Consider the following 16,608-nt stretch of genomic DNA (forward strand, 5'->3'; position numbering starts at 1 on the left):
TATTTATGAAAAGAGCAAGTTCGGGGGCAGGCGGGTGAGGCCGGTTCCGCCCGGTTGGTCGGGGGACGGTGGGGTAGGGTGGGTGATTGCACCCACCCTGCGGGTTCAGGCCCGGCCGCGACGGCCGCCGCGGCGGCCACCGGCGGCTTGCGCGGCGGCGGCGGAGGCTTCGGCGAAGCTCATGCCGGTTTCCACCGTCTCCAGCACCTTGGCGAAGCGGATCCATTCGCCGCCGTTCGCGTCGTGGTTCATCAGGAAGTTGGCGGCGCGGATCGCCTCCATCTCCTGCTGGCGGACGGGGTTCATGATCGCCGAGGTCATGCCCGCGCCGATGGCCATCGGCAGGAAGGCGCCGTTGATGCCGTGGCGATGCGGCAGGCCGAAACTGATGTTCGAGGCGCCGCAGGTGGTGTTGACGCCCAGTTCCTCGCGCAGGCGGCGGACGAGGGCGAAGACCTGCTGGCCGGCGGAGGCCATGGCGCCGACGGGCATCACCAGCGGGTCGACGACGATGTCATGCGCGGGGATGCCGAAATCGGCGGCGCGCTGGACGATCTTCTTCGCCACCGCGAAGCGGACGTCCGGGTCGGGCGAGATGCCGGTGTCGTCGTTCGAGATGGCGACGACCGGGACGTTGTATTTCTTGACCAGCGGCAGGACGAGTTCGAGGCGTTCCTCCTCGCCCGTCACCGAGTTCAGGAGCGGGCGGCCTTCGCAGGCCTGGAGGCCCGCCTCCAGCGCGCCGGGGACCGACGAGTCGATGCAGAGCGGCACGTCGGTCACGCCCTGCACGATCTCGATCAGCTGCTTCATCAAGGGCGGCTCGACGAAGTTGTTGTCGGCGTAGCGCGGGTCCTTGGCCATCATGTTGGTGAAGACCGCGCCCGAGTTGATGTCGAGGACGGTGGCGCCGCAGGCGACCTGTTCGAGGGCGTCCTTGATGACGGTCTCGAAGTTGCCGGCCTCAAGCTCGGCGGCGAGTTTCTTGCGGCCGGTCGGGTTGATGCGTTCGCCGATCACGCAGAAGGGCTCGTCAAAGCCGATGATGACGGTTTTCGTTTTGGATTCAACGACAGTGCGAGTCATTCTTAAACCTTGTTCTCAGGCGGTTGCGCTGGCGGGAACGCCCGAGGCGCCGCCGTTCTCGGTGACCCACTGGGCGTTGGTCTTGATGCCGCCGAGGGGGAAGAAATGGACCTGCTCGATGCCGAAACTGGGGTTCGCGGCCTTGTGGGCGGCGAGGCCTTCCAGCACTTCGGTCGGCTCGTAGGGCAGGAGGAGCTTGGTCACGTCCATCGCGCGCTTCTGCAGCACGCGGAGGCTTGGCCCCACGCCGCAGGCGATGGCGAACTTAATCAGGGTCTGCAGCTTGGCCGGGCCGGCGATGCCGATATGGACCGGAAGCTTGATCCCCTCGGCCTGGAGGCGGTTGACCCAGTCGATCACCGGCTGGGCCTCGAAGCAGAACTGGGTGGCCATCGCCATCTGCGCGTCGGTCCGCTCGCTGAACGCCGATTTCCAGCGGGCGGCTTCCATGACCATCTTGTCCGACCCATCGGGGTCGATGTCCTTGTTGCCTTCCGGGTGGCCGGCGACATGCAGGCGCTTGAAGCCGGTGAAGGCCCCGGAGTCGAGGAGTTGCATCGAGGTGCTGAACTCTCCCGCCGGGGTGGTGACGCCGCCGGCGAGGAGCAGGGCCTGTTCGACGCCGACGTCGCGGTAGCGCGCGACCCAGTCCAGAAGCGTGGCCTTGTCCTTGATGATGCGCGCGGGGAAATGCGGCATCACGTCGAAGCCTTCGGCCCCGATGCGCTTGGCGGTGGCGATCATCTCCTCGACCGGGGTGCCGTCGATATGGGCGATGTAGACGCGGGTGCCGAGGGGAAGGATGTCGCGGAAGCTTTCCACCTTTTCGGCGGTGCGCGGCATGACCTCGATCGAATAGCCCTTGAGGAAGCCCTCGAGCGGCTGGCCGGTGGCGGGGGCGTCGTCCTTGCGGCGGAAGTTGAACAGGGCCATGACGGTCTCCTTGATGGTCATGATGGGCTCAGGCCTTGGCCCAGCCTTCGGCGTCGATCAGCGCCTTGAGGCGCGGGGTGTCGAACTCGGCCTCGAGGCGGGCGGCATGGGCGGCGGCGAGGGCGTCGGGATCGCCCTCCTCCTCGGCCACCACGGCTTTGCGCCATTCGGCGAGATAGGCATCGGTGTCGCGCGCGCCGACCTTCATGGCGCAGCGGTCGATGGCCTGTTCGAAGCGTTCGGGGAGCTGGACCTTCGATCCGCGCCGGCCCTTGCCGACGATGACCTGGGCCGGAATGTCGCGCCAGTAGACGACGGTGATTTCGGCCATTTCCGCTGATTCCCCTTGGCTGCTGTGCCCCCAGTTGATAGTCGCGCGGTCCCGACAGTCAGTGTCGGTTTTCGACATGGCGAAGGATGTAAGCGACCCCTGTCAACTTGTCGCGATCAGGAGGACTTGGGAAGGGGCGCGATGGGCCGGGGGCCGGAAAAATCTTCATGCAGATGATGAAAGGGGCAGGACCGCCCCGGCAACGCTGCGGACAGGCCACTTGCGCCCTTGCCGGTTCGCGACTACCTTTCCCACAACCACATATGGAGGGCGGTCATGACGCCCGTGCGTCCCCGTAGGGCGGACGCGACTGACGCGCAGGTCGAGACGGTCGGGGTGACTCCGGCACCTGTTTCCCGCGCCGATGGCCCGTCGGCCCTTCCCGACCCAGGGTCGGCACCGCTTTACGCGGCGCTGGACCTTGGCACAAACTCGTGCCGGATGCTGATTGCCCAACCGATGGGCAGTCAGTTCTCGATCGTCGACAGCTTTTCCAAGACCGTGCAGCTGGGCGTGGGGCTCGAGGCGACGGGGCGGCTGTCGCGGCCGTCGATGGGGCGGACGATCCAGGCGCTGCGGATCTGCGAGAAGAAGCTGATCAAGAACGGGGTCGGCCGGATGCGGCTGGTCGCGACCGAAGCCTGCCGGAGGGCGCGCAACGCCCGCGACTTCATCCGCCAGGTCCGGCGCGAGACCGGGCTGGCGCTGGAGATCATCACCCCCGAGGAAGAGGCGCGGCTGGCGGTGATCTCCTGCGCGCCGCTGGTCAGCCCCTCGACCGAGCAGCTTCTGGTGGTGGACATCGGCGGCGGCTCGACCGAGCTGGTGTGGATCGACCTGTCGGCGGTGCTGGCTGCGGACCGGGCGAAGGCGATCATGCGGCTGCACATGGGGTTCGATGCGCAGGGCGACGGCCCGGCCGCGCGGGTGGTGGACTGGATCTCGGTGCCGCTGGGGGTGGCGACGCTGAAGGACCAGTTCATCGACGTGGACGACGACGCGGCGCGCTTTGCGCTGATGAGCTGGTTCTTCGAGGAGAACCTGGCCAGTTTCAGCCCCTACAACTCGGACAATCCGCGCGAGGGGTTCCAGATCATCGGCACCTCCGGCACGGTGACGACGGTGGCGGCCTCGTTCCTGAACCTGAAACGCTATGACCGGACCAAGGTGGATGGGCTGCAGATGACCAGCGACCAGATCGACCTGGTGATCCGGGAATATCTGGCGCTGGGGCCAGAGGGGCGGCTGAGCGATCCGCGGATCGGGCGCGACCGCCATGCGCTGATCATGTCGGGCGCGGCGATCCTGCAGGCCTTGATGCGGATCTGGCCCACGGACCGCTTGTCGGTTGCCGACCGGGGGCTTAGGGAGGGGCTTCTCTACGCGCAGATGAGCGCGGATGGCGTGCTGGCGGACGGGCCCTACAGATGAATGACAAGCCGAATTCGGGGCGCGGGCAGCGCGAGCTGCGGGTGCGGGTCAAGACCGCCAAGGGGCGCAAGCTGTCGTCGACGCTGTGGCTGGAGCGGCAGCTGAACGATCCTTACGTGCAGAAGGCCAGGCGCGAGGGCTATCGCGGCCGGGCGGCCTACAAGATCCTGGAGCTGGACGACAAGTACGGGTTCCTGAAGCCCGGCGCGCGGGTGGTGGACCTGGGGTGCGCGCCCGGCGGCTGGTGCCAGGTGGCGGTGGTGCGGGTCAATGCCCTGGGGCAGAACCCGAAGAAGCCGGTGGGCCGGGTGCTGGGGGTGGACCTGCAGGAGGTGGAGCCGATCGCCGGGGCGGAGATCCACCAGCTGGACTTCCTGTCCGACGATGCCGACGAGAAGGTGAAGTCCTGGCTCGGGGGGCGGGCCGACGTGGTGATGTCGGACATGGCGGCGGCCTCGTCGGGGCACAAGGCGACCGACCATCTGCGGATCGTGGCCCTGGTCGAGGCGGCGCTGGCCTTTGCCTTCGACGTGCTGGAGGATGGCGGAACCTTCGTCGCCAAGGTGCTGGCGGGGGGCGCCGAGAACGAGATGCAGGCGATGCTGAAGCGGAATTTCCGCAAGGTGGCGAATGTGAAGCCGCCGGCGAGCCGGTCGGACAGTTCGGAGAAATTCGTGGTGGCGATGGGCTATCGCGGGCGCGAGATCGAGGGCGGGGCGGGGCTTCAGGACGAAGCGGAGTAACGCCTCCTCGTGCGACTTCGTCTTCTCGTCGGAGGGCCAGCGAGGAGTGACGAAGTCATCGACGAGCGGATCGGTGGACGTCGCATGAAAAAGGCGCCCGAAGGCGCCCTGTTTCAGGTAGGTTCGAAATGTCTCAGCCGCCCCAGCTGCGGACCGGGCCGCAATCCATGTGGACGAAGTTCGAGCGCGAATATTTCCCGACGCCGCCCGAGGCGCAGGCCGCCGCCGCCTTGGCCATCTGCCCGACCGAGCGCGACTTGAGCCTCAGGTCGGCCGCCTGGCCCTTCATGTGCAGCGAGTTGCGCGCCACGCCGCCGGATTTCGAGCGCAGCATGGCATTGGTCTTGGGGCTGCGATAGCCGGAGAGGAGCATGTAGGGTTCGCCCACGTCCATCAGCCGGTGCGAAGCGGCCATGATGTCCAGCGTGCGCATGTCCATTCCGACCACGTCGTCGGTGCGCCAGTCGCGCATGAAGTGATTGATTTCCTTCATCACTTCCGGGATGTACTCACCCTCGATCCAGTAGATCGTGTCGATGCTTTCCCCGGTGCGGCCGGAATACATGCGGATCTTCCGGATGTCGCCGGCGCCTTTCAGAAGCCCGAAGGCGCTGGAGTAGGTCGGTGCCGCCACGACCGCTGTCGCCGCGAACGCACCAAGAAGGCCGCGCCGCGAGACGCCGATAAGCTTGTTTTCCGTCATTCTAACGCCTGTCCCCGTAGCTGTCCTGGACTGCCTTAGTGCAGCTCTCGTGCCACTTATCCCCAAGTGCCGCCACTTTATTGCACAAGTCGAATCGAAGCCCAAGCGCCGTTTGCCGTCCGGTTCCGAACCTGCGGGTGAATCGGCAAATATTTGCTGAACGCGGTGGATCCTTGCCGACTGTGGCTTCGATGCACCGCTTTTCGCCGGACTGTCACGCAAACGACGACAATGAGCCCTGGTGGCCGGGGGCAGACGGGTTTGTGAATGGACAGTCACGCGGCTTTCACGATTAGATGAAGAAAAGACCCAAGTATCTGGAATGGGGGCTTAATGTCTGTCTGCGTCGTGTCCGGGACGAATGTCCGGTCCGCCCTCTTGTCGCTTGCGCTGTTGCTGGTCCCGCCGGGAGCCGGGGCCCAGACCTCGGCCTTCACGCAATCGCTGGCGGCCACCGCCTCGGCCGAGCCGGCGGTCGCAGACTGGTACCGGACGACGGGCTACCGCACGCTGTGGACGGGGCCGGAAGATGCGGCGCGGCGGGCGGCGCTGCTGGCGGCTCTGGCCACGGCCGATCTGCACGGGCTGCCGCGCGCGCGCTATGACGCCGAGGCGATCCGGGCGGCGCTGGCCACGGCCGCGACCGAGGGCGACCGCGGCCGGATCGAGGTGCAGATGACGCGGGCCTATCTGGCCTGGGCGGGCGACCTGACCGCGGGCGCGCTGGAGCCGAAGAAGGTGGACGGCGGCATCCTGCGCGAGATCCTGCGGCCCGATCCGCAGGTCCTGCTGTCCCGGATCGCGACGGGCGAGCCGGAGGCGGTGCTGGCGGCGCTGGTCCCGAGCTCGGCGGTCTATGTGCAGCTGATGAAGGCGAAGCTCGACCTCGAGGCGGTGATCGCGGCGGGCGGCTGGGGCGAGCCGCTTGCCCTCACCCCGCTGGAGCCGGGGGCGACCGGGCCCGAGGTGGTGGCGTTGCGCGACCGTCTGGTGCGGCTGGGCTATCTGCGGGCCACGGCCTCGGCCAGCTATGACGCGGGGCTGCAGGCGGCGGTGCAACGGGTCCAGCTGGACAACGGGCTGGTGGCCGACGGCCGGCTGGGCGAGGGCACGATCGCCGAACTGAACCGGACGCCGGAGGAGCGGCTGCAATCGGTCGTCGTCGCGCTGGAGCGGGAACGCTGGATGCATATCGACCGCAGGGTGCGCCATGTCTGGGTGAACCTGCCGGATTTCAAGGCCCGGATCGTGGACCAGGGCCGGACCATCTTTGAAACCCGGGTGGTGATCGGCAAGAACATGCCCGACCAGCGCAGCCCGGAATTCTCGGACGAGATGGAGCATATGGTGATCAACCCCTCCTGGGGGGTGCCGCGGTCGATCATCGTCAAGGAATACCTGCCGCTTTTGCAGAAGAACCCCAATGCGGTGGGGCATCTGCAGGTGGTGGACCGGCGGGGCCGGGTGGTGCCGCGCGGCTCGGTCAATTTCGGCGCCTATACGGCGCGGAGTTTTCCTTACGCGCTGCGCCAGCCGCCCTCGGACGACAATGCGCTGGGGAAGGTGAAGTTCATGTTCCCGAACCCCTACAACATCTATCTGCACGACACGCCGTCCAAGTCGCTGTTCGACAAGGAGGTGCGGGCCTACAGCCACGGCTGCATCCGCGTCGCCGATCCCTTCGACCTGGCGCATGAGCTTCTGTCCTGGCAGACCGACGATGCCGAGGGCGAGTTCGAGACCGCGCTCAAGACCGGGCGCGAGACGACGGTGAAGCTGAACCGGCACCTGCCGGTGCATCTGGTCTATTTCACCGCCTATCCGGATGCGAAGGGCCGGATGACCTGGCGGCGCGACGTCTATGGGCGGGATGCGGCGCTGTGGGAGGCGCTGGAGGCCGCCGGGGTGGAACTGCCGGGCGTTCGGGGGTAATTCTGGAGGGATGATCCCGCCGGAGGACAGGATGGCCCATACGATCCGCGACATCGCCCAGGCGCTGGGGGCCGAGGCCGAGGGTGAGCTCGACCTTGCGGTCCGGGGCGCGGCCGAGCCGCAGGCGGCGGGGCCGGACGACCTCGCCTTGGCGATGGACCCGCGCTATGCCGAGGGGATCGCCAGGGGCCGCGCGCGGGCGGCGGTGGTCTGGCCGGGGGCGGACTGGCGGGCGATGGGGCTGAAGGCCGCGATCTTCGCGCCGCGCGGGCGGCTGGCGATGGCCGGGCTGACGCGGCTGATGGACCCGGGGCCCGAGATCGCGCCGGGCCTGCATCCGATGGCGGTGGTGGATCCTTCGGCGGCGATCGGCGAGGGTGCGGCCATCGCGCCCTTCGTGGTGATCGGCCGGGATGTGCGGATCGGACCGGGGGCGCGGATCGCGTCGCACGTCTCGATCGCCGAGGGCGCGCGGATCGGCGCAGGGGCCCTGATCCTGCAGGGCGCGCGGATCGGGGCGCGGGTCAGCATCGGCGACCGCTTCATCTGCCAGCCCGGCGCGGTGATCGGGGCAGACGGGTTCAGTTTCGTGACGCCCGAGAAATCCGGGGTCGAGGAGATCCGCGAGACGCTGGGCAGCCGCGCCGAGATCAAGGGGCAAAGCTGGACACGCATACATTCGCTTGGGGCCGTAAGCATCGGGGACGACGTGGAAATCGGCGCGAACGTCTGCATCGACCGCGGCACGATCCGTGACACGGTGATCGGCTCGGGCACCAAGCTGGATAACCTGGTCCATATCGGCCACAACGTGCAGGTGGGCCGGGATTGCCTGTTGTGCGGACAGGTGGGCGTGGCGGGCTCGGCCCGGATCGGCGACCGGGTGGTGCTGGCCGGGCAGGTGGGCGTCAACGACAACATCTTCGTCGGCGATGACGTGATCGCGGGCGGGGGCACGAAGATCTTCACCAATGCCCCGGCGGGGCGGGTGCTCCTGGGCTATCCGGCGGTGAAGATGGAGACCCATGTCGAGATCCAGAAGGCGCTGCGCCGCCTGCCGCGCCTGGCGGCACGGGTCGCGGCGCTGGAAAGGCCCTTGCCGGAGGGGGAGTGATTGGACCGGGCGGGAATCGAGGCGGTGGTGATCGAGATTCTGGCGGCGCAGCTTCTGCTGCCGCCGTCCGAGGTCGCGCCGGATGCGCGGGTCGACGACCTGGGGCTGGACAGCCTTGGCAAGGTCGAGGCGATCTTCGCGCTGGAGGAGCGGTTCGGGATCAGCGTGCCTTTCAACGCCAATGAACCGGACCAGCCGGATTTCGATTTCCAGAGCGTCGGAAGCATCGTGGCGGGCGTCGAGCGGCTGCTTCGGGGATGAGGCGGGTCGTCGTCACCGGCATCGGCACGGTGAATGCGCTGGCGGGGGATGTGCCGGGCACCTTCGCGGCTTTCCGTGCGGGGCGGTCGGGGATCGGTCCGCTGACCTTTCGCGATGCCGGACGGCTGACGATCCGGGTCGGGGCCGAGGTCCGCGACTGGGACGAGGCGCGGTTCACCCCCTCGGAGCGGGCGCTTTACGACCGGGTGACGCAATATGCGCTGGTGGCGGGGGCCGAGGCGCTGGCGATGGCGGGGCTGGCCGGGCCGCTCGGGCCGCGGGCGGGCGTGATCATGGGCACGGCGGCGGGCGGCATCCGGACCTGGGAGGAAAGCTATCGCGCGGTCTTCGCCGAGGGCCGGAACCGGGTGCCGCCCCTGGTGGTGCCGAGGCTGATGCACAATGCGGCGGCCTCGCATCTGTCGATCCGGCATGGCGCTTCGGGGCCGGTGCTCTCGGTCGCGTCGGCCTGCGCCAGCGCCAATCACGCGCTGGGGCTGGCGCTGCAGCAGGTCCGCTCGGGCGCGGCCGATGTGATGCTGGCGGGCGGGGCCGAGGCGATGCTGTGCTTCGGCGGCGTGAAGGCCTGGGAGGGGCTGCGGGTGCTGTCGCCGGACATGTGCCGGCCGTTCTCGCTGGGGCGCAGGGGCATGGTGATCGGCGACGGGGCCGGGGTGCTGGTGCTGGAGGACGAGGCGCATGCGCGGGCGCGGGGCGCGCGGGTGCTGGCGGAACTGGCGGGGTTCGGGACGACGGCCGATGCGGGCGACATTGTCGCGCCCGATCCCGAGGGCGCGGCGCGGGCGATGCGGGCGGCGCTGGCGGATGCGGGGCTTGCGCCGGGCGACATCGGCTATGTCAATGCGCATGGCACGGGGACGCTGCTGAACGACCGTTCCGAGGCGCGGGCGATCCGGGCGGTGTTCGGCGGGGCGGCGCCGCCCGTCTCCTCGACCAAGGCGATGCATGGCCATGCGATCGGGGCCACCGGCGCGCTGGAGGCGATCGCCTGCATCCTGGCGCTGACCGAGGGAATTGTGCCGCCGACAGCGGGGTTCGAGACGCCCGATCCGGATTGCGCGCTGGACGTGGTGGCCAATATCGCGCGGGAGGCGCGGGTGGAGGCGGCCTTGTCGAATGCCTTCGCCTTCGGCGGGCTGAACGCGGTGCTGGCCTTCCGCCGGGCGTGAGACGAAAAGGGCCGGCCCCTGCGGACCGGCCCCGGTTCGCGCGGATCCGCGCTCAGTCGTTCGCGGCGCCTTCGGCGGGCGCGGTGCCTTCGGCCGGGGCAGCTTCGGCGGGCGCGGCTTCGGCGGCGGCTTTCGCCGCGGCGTCGGCGGCGGCGTTGGCGGCGTTCACCGCCTCGAGGCCGGCGGTGAAGCCCTTGAGCGACATGGTGAGTTTCACGGTCTGGTCGGGAGCGACGAAGGGAACGATGGTCAGCGTCGCATTCGCGCCGTTCTTCATCTGCGCCAGTTCCTCGGCCGTGAACCCGAGCCGGGCGACGCAGCCGATCTGGGTGCAGAAGGTGAAGGGATAGGCCTTGGGCTTGGAGGTGTCGATCTGCACCTGCATCCCGGCGGTCAGCAGGGTCTCGAGCGGGGCGATGAAGGTGGCGCCGGCCACGGCCGGGCCGCCCGCACCTTCGGGCAGACCGAAGATGGTGAATTCGGCCACCGAATTGCCCTCGCCGTCCTTCAGGAGCTGGTAGAGCTGGCAGGGATCGACCCCGTTCTCGGTGCGGACGCAGCGCTGCTCCCAGGCATCGAAGGTTGCGGCGGTGTAATTGCTGCCCACGCCGTCGCCGCCGCCGACCTCGGTCCCCATGGAGAGGTTGTCGGCGCCCGCCGCCGGCGCCGTGCCTTCGGCTGCCGGAGCCGCACCCTCGGCCGGGGCTTCGGTGGTCTGGGCGAGAAGCGGGGAGGCCATCAGCGCAAGGGCGAGGGCAAGCGCGGTGCTCGTGGTCTTTGCCATTTGGGGACAGATCCTTTGGTCGTCTGGCTTGGTCTTGGGTGGCCGGTCTCTAGCATGGCGACCGGGGCAAGTCAGGTCAGAAAAGCGTCATCAGCACCGATCTGCCGGGCGGTCCGGGAAATGAAAAAGGGCCGGTGGACCGGCCCTTTTCTGATGTTGTTTTTGCTCCCTGTCGGACTGGCCGACTTCATGGAACCGGACGCTACGGCGGATTTTTCGCGCGGTCAACGGGTTTCTGCGGCCAAGGGCCGCAAGGGCGCGGATGGAAAAACGCGCCTTTTCAGGGGTGCGGCCGGTCGACGGGGAGGACGCGCCACCGGACCGGACCGGGACGCCGGCGCCCGATGCGTTCGGTCTGGCACAGGCGGGTCAACGATGTATGTTCGAGGGAACCGTGGTTCGGGTGGCCGCGCCGAAGCGCCCCCCCTTTAGGATGCGAGGCGGAAGTGACGGATCAGGCGGAGAGCATTTTCCTGGGCGGCGGCGGCGAGGGTTATGGGACGCCGCAGCGCCTCTTGCTGAAATACGGCAACCGGCACGGGCTGATCGCGGGGGCGACGGGGACCGGCAAGACGGTGACGCTGCAGATCCTGGCCGAAGGCTTTTCGGCCGCGGGCGTGCCGGTCTTCCTGTCGGACGTGAAGGGCGACCTTTCGGGGATCGCGGCCGCCGGCTCGGCCGCGGGCAAGCTGCACGAGGCCTTCGCCAAGCGGGCGGCGACGATCGGGCTGGACCTGCAGTACCGCGCCTTCCCGGTGATCTTCTGGGATCTCTTCGGCGAGAAGGGCCATCCGGTTCGGGCCACGGTCGAGGAGATGGGGCCGCTGCTCCTCTCGCGCCTTCTCGAACTGTCCGAGGCGCAGGAGGGGGTGCTGAACGTGGCCTTCCGGCTGTCGGACGAGGAAGGGCTGGCGCTTCTCGACCTGAAGGACCTGCAGGCGCTCCTGACCTTCGTGGCGCAGAATGCGGACGAGATCTCGGCCCGCTACGGGCTGGTGTCGAAGGAATCGGTCGGCGCGATCCAGCGCCGGCTCCTGGTGCTGGAGAACGAGGGCGGTGCGGGGCTTTTCGGCGAGCCGGCGCTGGAGCTTGCCGACCTGATGACGGTGGACGGCGAGGGGCTGGGGCGGATCAGCATCCTGGCGGCGGACCGGCTGATGAATTCGCCGCGCCTCTATGCGACCTTCCTCTTGTGGCTTCTGTCCGAGCTCTTCGAGATGCTGCCCGAGGTGGGCGACCCGGAGAAGCCGAAGCTGGTGTTCTTCTTCGACGAGGCGCATCTTCTGTTCGACGACGCGCCGAAGGCGCTGGTCGCCAAGGTGGAACAGGTGGCGCGGCTGATCCGGTCGAAGGGGGTGGGGGTCTATTTCGTGACCCAGAACCCCGCGGATGTGCCGGATACCATCCTGGGCCAGCTGGGCAACCGGGTGCAGCACGCGCTGCGCGCCTTCACGGCGAAGGACCAGAAGGACCTGGCCAAGGCGGCCGAGACCTACCGGCCGAACCCGCGCTTCAGGATCGAGGAGGCGATCCGGGATGTGGGGACGGGCGAGGCGGTGACCTCGCTCCTTGAGGCCAAGGGGGTGCCCGGCATCGCCGAGCGGACGCTGGTGCGGCCGCCGTCCAGCCAGTTGGGGCCGATCGACGAGGCGGCGCGGGCGGCAGTCGTGGCGGGCTCGCCGGTCCGGGGCAAGTACGACCGGGTGCTGGACCGCGAAAGCGCCTGGGAGAAGCTGCGCGCGAGGGCCGAGGCGGCGGCGCGCGAGGCGGAGGCGGCGGAAGAGCGCGCGGCCGAGGAGAAGCGCGAGTTCGAGCGCGCCCGGCGCTACGACGGCGAGGGCTACCGCGAGGCGAAGCCGAAACGCGGGGCGAGTCGGTCGGATTCGGTCGGCACGGCCTTTGCCAAGAGCTTCGCCCGGCAGCTGGGCTCGCGGTCGGGGCAGGCGCTGGTGCGCGGCATCCTGGGGTCGATCTTCGGCAAGCGGTAACCGGATCTTAACTCCGCCGGGCGAGGCTGGCGGCATGTCGATGATGCAGCCCGTCTCGCCGCAACAATTCCTGGCCGAGCTGTTCAGCTCGCGCGCCGCCGCGACCGGGGCGGTGATCCGGCGCAATGCGCGCGACGTGGACCGTTTCGTCGGGCGCGAGGCTTTCCTGGAGGAGATGCGGCGGCGCGGATTCTCGGTGGTGGAGAATGCGGGGCAGCTGGTGATCTTCTGCAATCGCGAACCGCTCCGCCGCCTGGCGTGACGCCGATTTCCGGACGGAAATCGTGGCGGAAACCGTTCGGTTTCCGGTGGCGCCCGTTGACAGGGGCGGTGACAGGGGCGGTGACAGGCGGGGCGAAATCGGGTCATCTCGGCGAATGATTCCCGGGAGGACGCCATGAAACGGTCACGCATCAACCAGATCATGCGGGCGGCGGACGAACTGATCCGCCGGCATGGCTTCGTCCTGCCGCCCTTCGCCTGGTGGAGCCCGGAGGAATTCGGGGCGCGCAAGGATGCCGGAGCCATCGTCGAAGCCCGGATGGGCTGGGACATCACCGACTACGGCCAGGGCCGGTTCGACGAGATGGGGCTGTTCCTCTTCACCCTGCGCAACGGCCGGCTGGCCGACCTGCAGCGGGGCGGCGGCATGTGCTATGCCGAGAAACTGCTGATCTCGCGCCAGGACCAGCTGTCGCCGATGCACACCCATGTGATCAAGGCCGAGGACATCATCAACCGCGGCGGTGCCACGCTGGTGGTGGAGCTTTATGGCTCGGACGACAAGGGTGGTTTCGCCGGGGACCGGGGTGGCGCCGTGCGCTGCGACGGGATCGAGCGGCGCTATGGTCCGGGCGAGAAACTGCGGCTGGCCCCCGGCGAGAGCGTCACGCTGATGCCGGGCGACTGGCATGCCTTCTGGGGCGACGGCGGCGACGTGCTGATCGGCGAGGTCTCGACGGTGAACGACGACCTGACCGACAACATCTTCCGCGAGCCGATCGGCCGTTTCGCCGAGATCGAGGAGGACGAGGCGCCCTGCCACCTGCTGGTCAGCGACTACGACCGCTGGCTTTAGGCGGCTCGACTGCCGCCACTCCTACCCTTCCCCAAGAGGGGGAGGCGGCAGTCGGTGAGACGGTCGCAACGAAAAGGGCGCCCGCGACACCGCAGGCGCCCTGTCATTTGCCGGGAACCCTCAGTCCGTGCCGGAGGCTGGCGGGCACATCCCATCGACCAGCGCGGTGGCGCAGGCCGGCGCAGTGCTCGCCGGGGCGGCGGCCGGAGCCGCAGGCGTCGCCGGGACCGTTGCAGGGGCAACGGCAGGCGCGGTGGCCGGGGCAGCGGCGGGAGTCGCGGCCGGGCTGCCGGTCACCACGGCGGGGGGCGGCAGGACCTTGAGCGCCGGGACGGCGACCACGGCCGGTGCGGGCGCGGCCTTCTTCTTCGGCGCGGGCGGCTTCGGGATATGCAGGCCCTTCGGCATCTCGCCCGAGGCGGTGAGGACGACCACCTTCTCGCCCCCCTGCAGCCGGCTGTAGAGGTCGATCACGTCCTGGTTGATCATCCGGATGCAGCCGGACGAGGCATTGCGGCCGATCGACTTCCACTCGGGCGTGCCGTGGATGCGGTAGCCATAATCCTTGCCGCCCGAGGTCAGGTAGATCGCGCGCGCGCCCAAGGGGTTGGTCGGGCCGCCGGGCTGGCCGTTCTCCCATTTCGCGAGCTTGGGGTCGCGGGCGATCATCTCTTTCGGCGGGGTCCAGGTCGGCCAGGGCTTCTTGTTGGCGACGATCGCCTCGCCCGACCATTCGAACCCGGCGCGACCGACGGAAATGCCGTAGCGGATCGCCTTGTTCTTGCCGACAACATAGTAAAGCAGCCGCGTCGAGGGGTTGATGATGATGGTGCCGGGGGCCTGGTCGGTCTCGTAGGCGACGACCTGGCGGCGGTGCGTCTCGGGGATCTGGTCGACCGGCAGGGCGGGGATCGCGATCCCGGCGTCCATCGTGGCGACATAGACATTCTCGTCCGCCTTGGGCAGCGGCTGGCTGGTCGAGGTGCTGACCGTCGGATCGACGCAGGCCGCCAGCGACAGAAGCGCCAGGACGGCGACGGCCTGCCGGGTCAGGGAGGGGGAGATCAGGCGCATGAAGAAACTCGCTTCAAAGGGACCCGCACGGGGCGGTGCCGTGGGAAAACTTTCCGCGACGGTAGCTTACGGCAGGTTTGCCGTCAAACCGGCGCACAGGTCCGGCGTGATCACGGCCGCGTGAAAACCGCGCCGAACCCGCCGGTTTCACGGTGGTTTCCGCCGTTCCGGCGTTCAGGTGACGGCGGCGCGGGCCTTGAACCCGGGCCGGTCCCAGCTGGACTGGTCCATGATCCGGCCCAGCACGCCGACCGCGCGGGCGACGTCGTCCTCGTCGATGTAAAGCGGCGTGAAGCCGAAGCGCAGGATGTCGGGGGCGCGGAAGTCGCCGATCACGCCCTCGGCGATCAGGGCCTGCATGATCGCATAGCCCTCGGGGTGGCGGAAGCTGACCTGGCTGCCGCGCATCAGATGCGAACGCGGGGTGGCGAGTTGCAGCATCGGGGCGCGGCTCTCGACCCCCTTGATGAAGAGATCCTGCAGGCGGAGGGAGCGGGCATGGACTTCGCGCATGTCCACGCCCTCCCAGACCTCGAGCGCGGCTTCGAGGGCGGCGAGTTGCAGCACGGGCGGCGTGCCGACGCGCATCCGCTCGATCCCGCGGCCGGGGCGGTAGTCCAGGTCGAAGGCGAAGGGGGCCTCGTGGCCGAGCCAGCCGGAGAGGGCGGGGCGGGCGGTCTCGGCATGGCGGGGGGCGACGTAGATGAAGGCGGGGCCGCCGGGGCCGGAGTTCAGGTATTTGTAGGTGCAGCCCACGGCGAAATCGGCGCGCACGCCCGCCAGGTCCACCGGGACCGCGCCGGCGGAATGGGCGAGGTCCCAGACGGTGAGCGCCCCCATCTCATGCGCGCGTTTGGTGATCTCGGCCATGTTGTGACGCCGGCCGGTGCGATAGTCGACCTCGGTGATCATGGTCACGGCGACGGTCTCGTCGATCGCCGAGAGCACGTCCTCGGGCGCGACGGTCTTCAGACGGTATTGCCCGCCCAAAGTGCGGCAAAGGCCCTCGGCCATGTAGAGGTCGGAGGGGAAGTTGCCGGTGTCCGAAAGGATCACCCGGCGCTGCGGGTTCATCTCCAGCGCCGAGGCGAGGGCCTGGTAGACCTTGATCGAGAGCGTGTCGCCCAGGACCACGCTGCCCGCCTCGGCGCCGATCAGCCGGGCGATCCGGTCGCCAAGGGCGCGCGGCTGCGTCATCCAGCCGGCCTGGTTCCAGCCGCGGATCAGCATCCCGCCCCATTCCTGCGTCACGGCCCTTTCCACCCGCGCGGGCGCGGCGCGGACCATCGGGCCGAGCGAGTTGCCGTCAAGGTAGACGACGCCTTCGGGCAGGTGGAAGCGGGCCTTGGTCGCGGCGAAGTCGATGGGCATGGGCGGTCTCCTTTCCAGTGTTATCGGGGCTTCGCACGCGGTTGCCAAGTGGTTGCGCCGGGGCCGCCGCTCTGCTTGGATCGGGGCGGAGGTGCCCGGATGCCGAAACTTCTGTTGCGGATCGACCTGCCGCCGGCCTGGCTGGCGCTGCATGTGCTGGCGGCCTGGGGCCTGGCGCCGGTCTCGCCGCCGCTGTTCGGGGCGGCAGGTACGCTGGCGGGCAAGGTGCTGGTGGCTTCGGGCGTGCTGGTCATGCTCGCGGCGGTGGCGCAGATGCGGCTGCAGCGCACCACGATCATTCCGCGCCGCGACCCCTCGTCCCTGGTGACGGGCGGGCTTTTCGCCTGGTCGCGCAATCCGATCTATCTTGCCGATGCGGTGATCCTGCTGGGGGCGGTCCTCTGGCTGGATGCGGTGCTGGCGCTGCCGCTGGTCGCAAGTTTCGTCTGGCTGATCCAGAGCCGTTTCATCCGCGACGAGGAGGCGCGGCTTACGCTGGCCTTCGGGCCCGAGTTCGACCTTTGGGCCGCGCGGACCCGGCGCTGGCTCGGGCGGAAATAGCGACGCTTCATGTCGGAAAATGAAGGGT

Annotated in this window: 17 protein-coding genes; 10 read left to right on the top strand and 7 right to left on the bottom strand. The window is 68.9% G+C overall.

Translation table 11 applies throughout. The annotated features are described in order from the left end of the window. Positions 1–105 precede the first annotated feature (105 nt). Genes I7S92_RS00420 through I7S92_RS00430 form a run of 3 tightly spaced genes read right to left on the bottom strand, consistent with a single transcriptional unit; the run spans position 106 to position 2,350 of the window. Positions 106–1,086 carry a methyltetrahydrofolate cobalamin methyltransferase gene (locus tag I7S92_RS00420; RefSeq protein WP_197641500.1) on the bottom strand — a complete coding sequence of 327 codons (981 nt, stop codon included), beginning with the start codon at positions 1,084–1,086 and terminating at the stop codon, positions 106–108. 15 nt (positions 1,087–1,101) lie between these two features. Then, positions 1,102–2,019, bottom strand: a complete 918-nt coding sequence (locus I7S92_RS00425) for a methylenetetrahydrofolate reductase (protein ID WP_197641776.1) — start codon at positions 2,017–2,019, stop codon at positions 1,102–1,104. Between the two features lie 28 nt (positions 2,020–2,047). After that, positions 2,048–2,350, bottom strand: coding sequence for a virulence factor (locus I7S92_RS00430; protein WP_197641501.1), 303 nt, complete (start codon positions 2,348–2,350; stop codon positions 2,048–2,050). A 276-nt stretch (positions 2,351–2,626) separates the two neighbouring features. Here I7S92_RS00430 and I7S92_RS00435 point away from each other — a divergent pair, with 276 nt between their 5' ends. Together I7S92_RS00435 and I7S92_RS00440 are read left to right on the top strand one after the other, a co-directional pair. Further along, the gene (locus I7S92_RS00435; RefSeq protein ID WP_197641502.1) at positions 2,627–3,781 is read left to right on the top strand and encodes a Ppx/GppA phosphatase family protein; all 1,155 of its coding nucleotides are present in this window, start codon (positions 2,627–2,629) and stop codon (positions 3,779–3,781) included. Continuing rightward, on the top strand, positions 3,778–4,524 hold the full coding sequence (locus I7S92_RS00440; RefSeq protein ID WP_197641503.1) for an RlmE family RNA methyltransferase: 747 nt from the start codon (positions 3,778–3,780) through the stop codon (positions 4,522–4,524). The genes I7S92_RS00435 and I7S92_RS00440 overlap by 4 nt, the downstream gene beginning before the upstream one ends. A 133-nt stretch (positions 4,525–4,657) precedes the next feature. Here I7S92_RS00440 and mepK read toward each other — a convergent pair whose 3' ends face one another. After that, positions 4,658–5,227 (bottom strand): peptidoglycan L,D-endopeptidase MepK, encoded by a 570-nt coding sequence (mepK, locus tag I7S92_RS00445; protein WP_197641504.1) that lies wholly within the window; start codon positions 5,225–5,227, stop codon positions 4,658–4,660. Between the two features lie 333 nt (positions 5,228–5,560). Between mepK and I7S92_RS00450 the strand changes: the two genes are divergently transcribed. From I7S92_RS00450 to I7S92_RS00465, 4 genes are read left to right on the top strand one after another with little or no spacing between them, the layout of a single operon-like run. Beyond that, positions 5,561–7,159, top strand: a complete 1,599-nt coding sequence (locus I7S92_RS00450) for a L,D-transpeptidase family protein (RefSeq protein ID WP_197641505.1) — start codon at positions 5,561–5,563, stop codon at positions 7,157–7,159. 31 nt (positions 7,160–7,190) lie between these two features. Next, positions 7,191–8,273, top strand: a complete 1,083-nt coding sequence (gene lpxD, locus I7S92_RS00455) for a UDP-3-O-(3-hydroxymyristoyl)glucosamine N-acyltransferase (RefSeq protein ID WP_197641506.1) — start codon at positions 7,191–7,193, stop codon at positions 8,271–8,273. Then, a complete protein-coding gene (locus tag I7S92_RS00460) occupies positions 8,274–8,534 on the top strand; it encodes an acyl carrier protein (protein WP_206760969.1) in 261 nt (86 codons plus the stop codon). Beyond that, entirely contained in the window at positions 8,531–9,724 is a 1,194-nt protein-coding gene (locus I7S92_RS00465; RefSeq protein ID WP_197641507.1) for a beta-ketoacyl-[acyl-carrier-protein] synthase family protein, read from the top strand. The genes I7S92_RS00460 and I7S92_RS00465 overlap by 4 nt, the downstream gene beginning before the upstream one ends. Positions 9,725–9,776: 52 nt before the next feature. Here the strand turns inward: I7S92_RS00465 and I7S92_RS00470 are convergent, their stop codons facing one another. After that, a complete protein-coding gene (locus I7S92_RS00470; protein WP_197641508.1) occupies positions 9,777–10,508 on the bottom strand; it encodes an invasion associated locus B family protein in 732 nt (243 codons plus the stop codon). 446 nt (positions 10,509–10,954) lie between these two features. Here I7S92_RS00470 and I7S92_RS00475 point away from each other — a divergent pair, with 446 nt between their 5' ends. The 3 genes from I7S92_RS00475 to I7S92_RS00485 all read left to right on the top strand — a co-directional run bounded on the left by I7S92_RS00475 (position 10,955) and on the right by I7S92_RS00485 (position 13,574). After that, positions 10,955–12,496 (top strand): helicase HerA-like domain-containing protein, encoded by a 1,542-nt coding sequence (locus tag I7S92_RS00475; protein WP_354001286.1) that lies wholly within the window; start codon positions 10,955–10,957, stop codon positions 12,494–12,496. Positions 12,497–12,530: 34 nt separating this feature from the next. Next, a complete protein-coding gene (locus I7S92_RS00480; protein ID WP_197641510.1) occupies positions 12,531–12,758 on the top strand; it encodes an N-(5'-phosphoribosyl)anthranilate isomerase in 228 nt (75 codons plus the stop codon). A gap of 135 nt (positions 12,759–12,893) precedes the next feature. Continuing rightward, complete coding sequence (locus tag I7S92_RS00485) at positions 12,894–13,574, top strand: D-lyxose/D-mannose family sugar isomerase (RefSeq protein ID WP_197641511.1); 681 nt, start codon at positions 12,894–12,896, stop codon at positions 13,572–13,574. Between the two features lie 120 nt (positions 13,575–13,694). Here I7S92_RS00485 and I7S92_RS00490 read toward each other — a convergent pair whose 3' ends face one another. Next, entirely contained in the window at positions 13,695–14,648 is a 954-nt protein-coding gene (locus tag I7S92_RS00490; RefSeq protein WP_197641512.1) for a L,D-transpeptidase, read from the bottom strand. Between the two features lie 174 nt (positions 14,649–14,822). After that, positions 14,823–16,019 (bottom strand): kynureninase, encoded by a 1,197-nt coding sequence (kynU, locus tag I7S92_RS00495; protein WP_197641513.1) that lies wholly within the window; start codon positions 16,017–16,019, stop codon positions 14,823–14,825. Between the two features lie 99 nt (positions 16,020–16,118). Here kynU and I7S92_RS00500 point away from each other — a divergent pair, with 99 nt between their 5' ends. Next, a complete protein-coding gene (locus I7S92_RS00500; protein ID WP_242069995.1) occupies positions 16,119–16,580 on the top strand; it encodes a methyltransferase family protein in 462 nt (153 codons plus the stop codon). Positions 16,581–16,608 lie beyond the last annotated feature (28 nt).

The organism is Tabrizicola soli (genome assembly GCF_015999335.1).
Lineage (GTDB): Bacteria > Pseudomonadota > Alphaproteobacteria > Rhodobacterales > Rhodobacteraceae > Tabrizicola > Tabrizicola soli.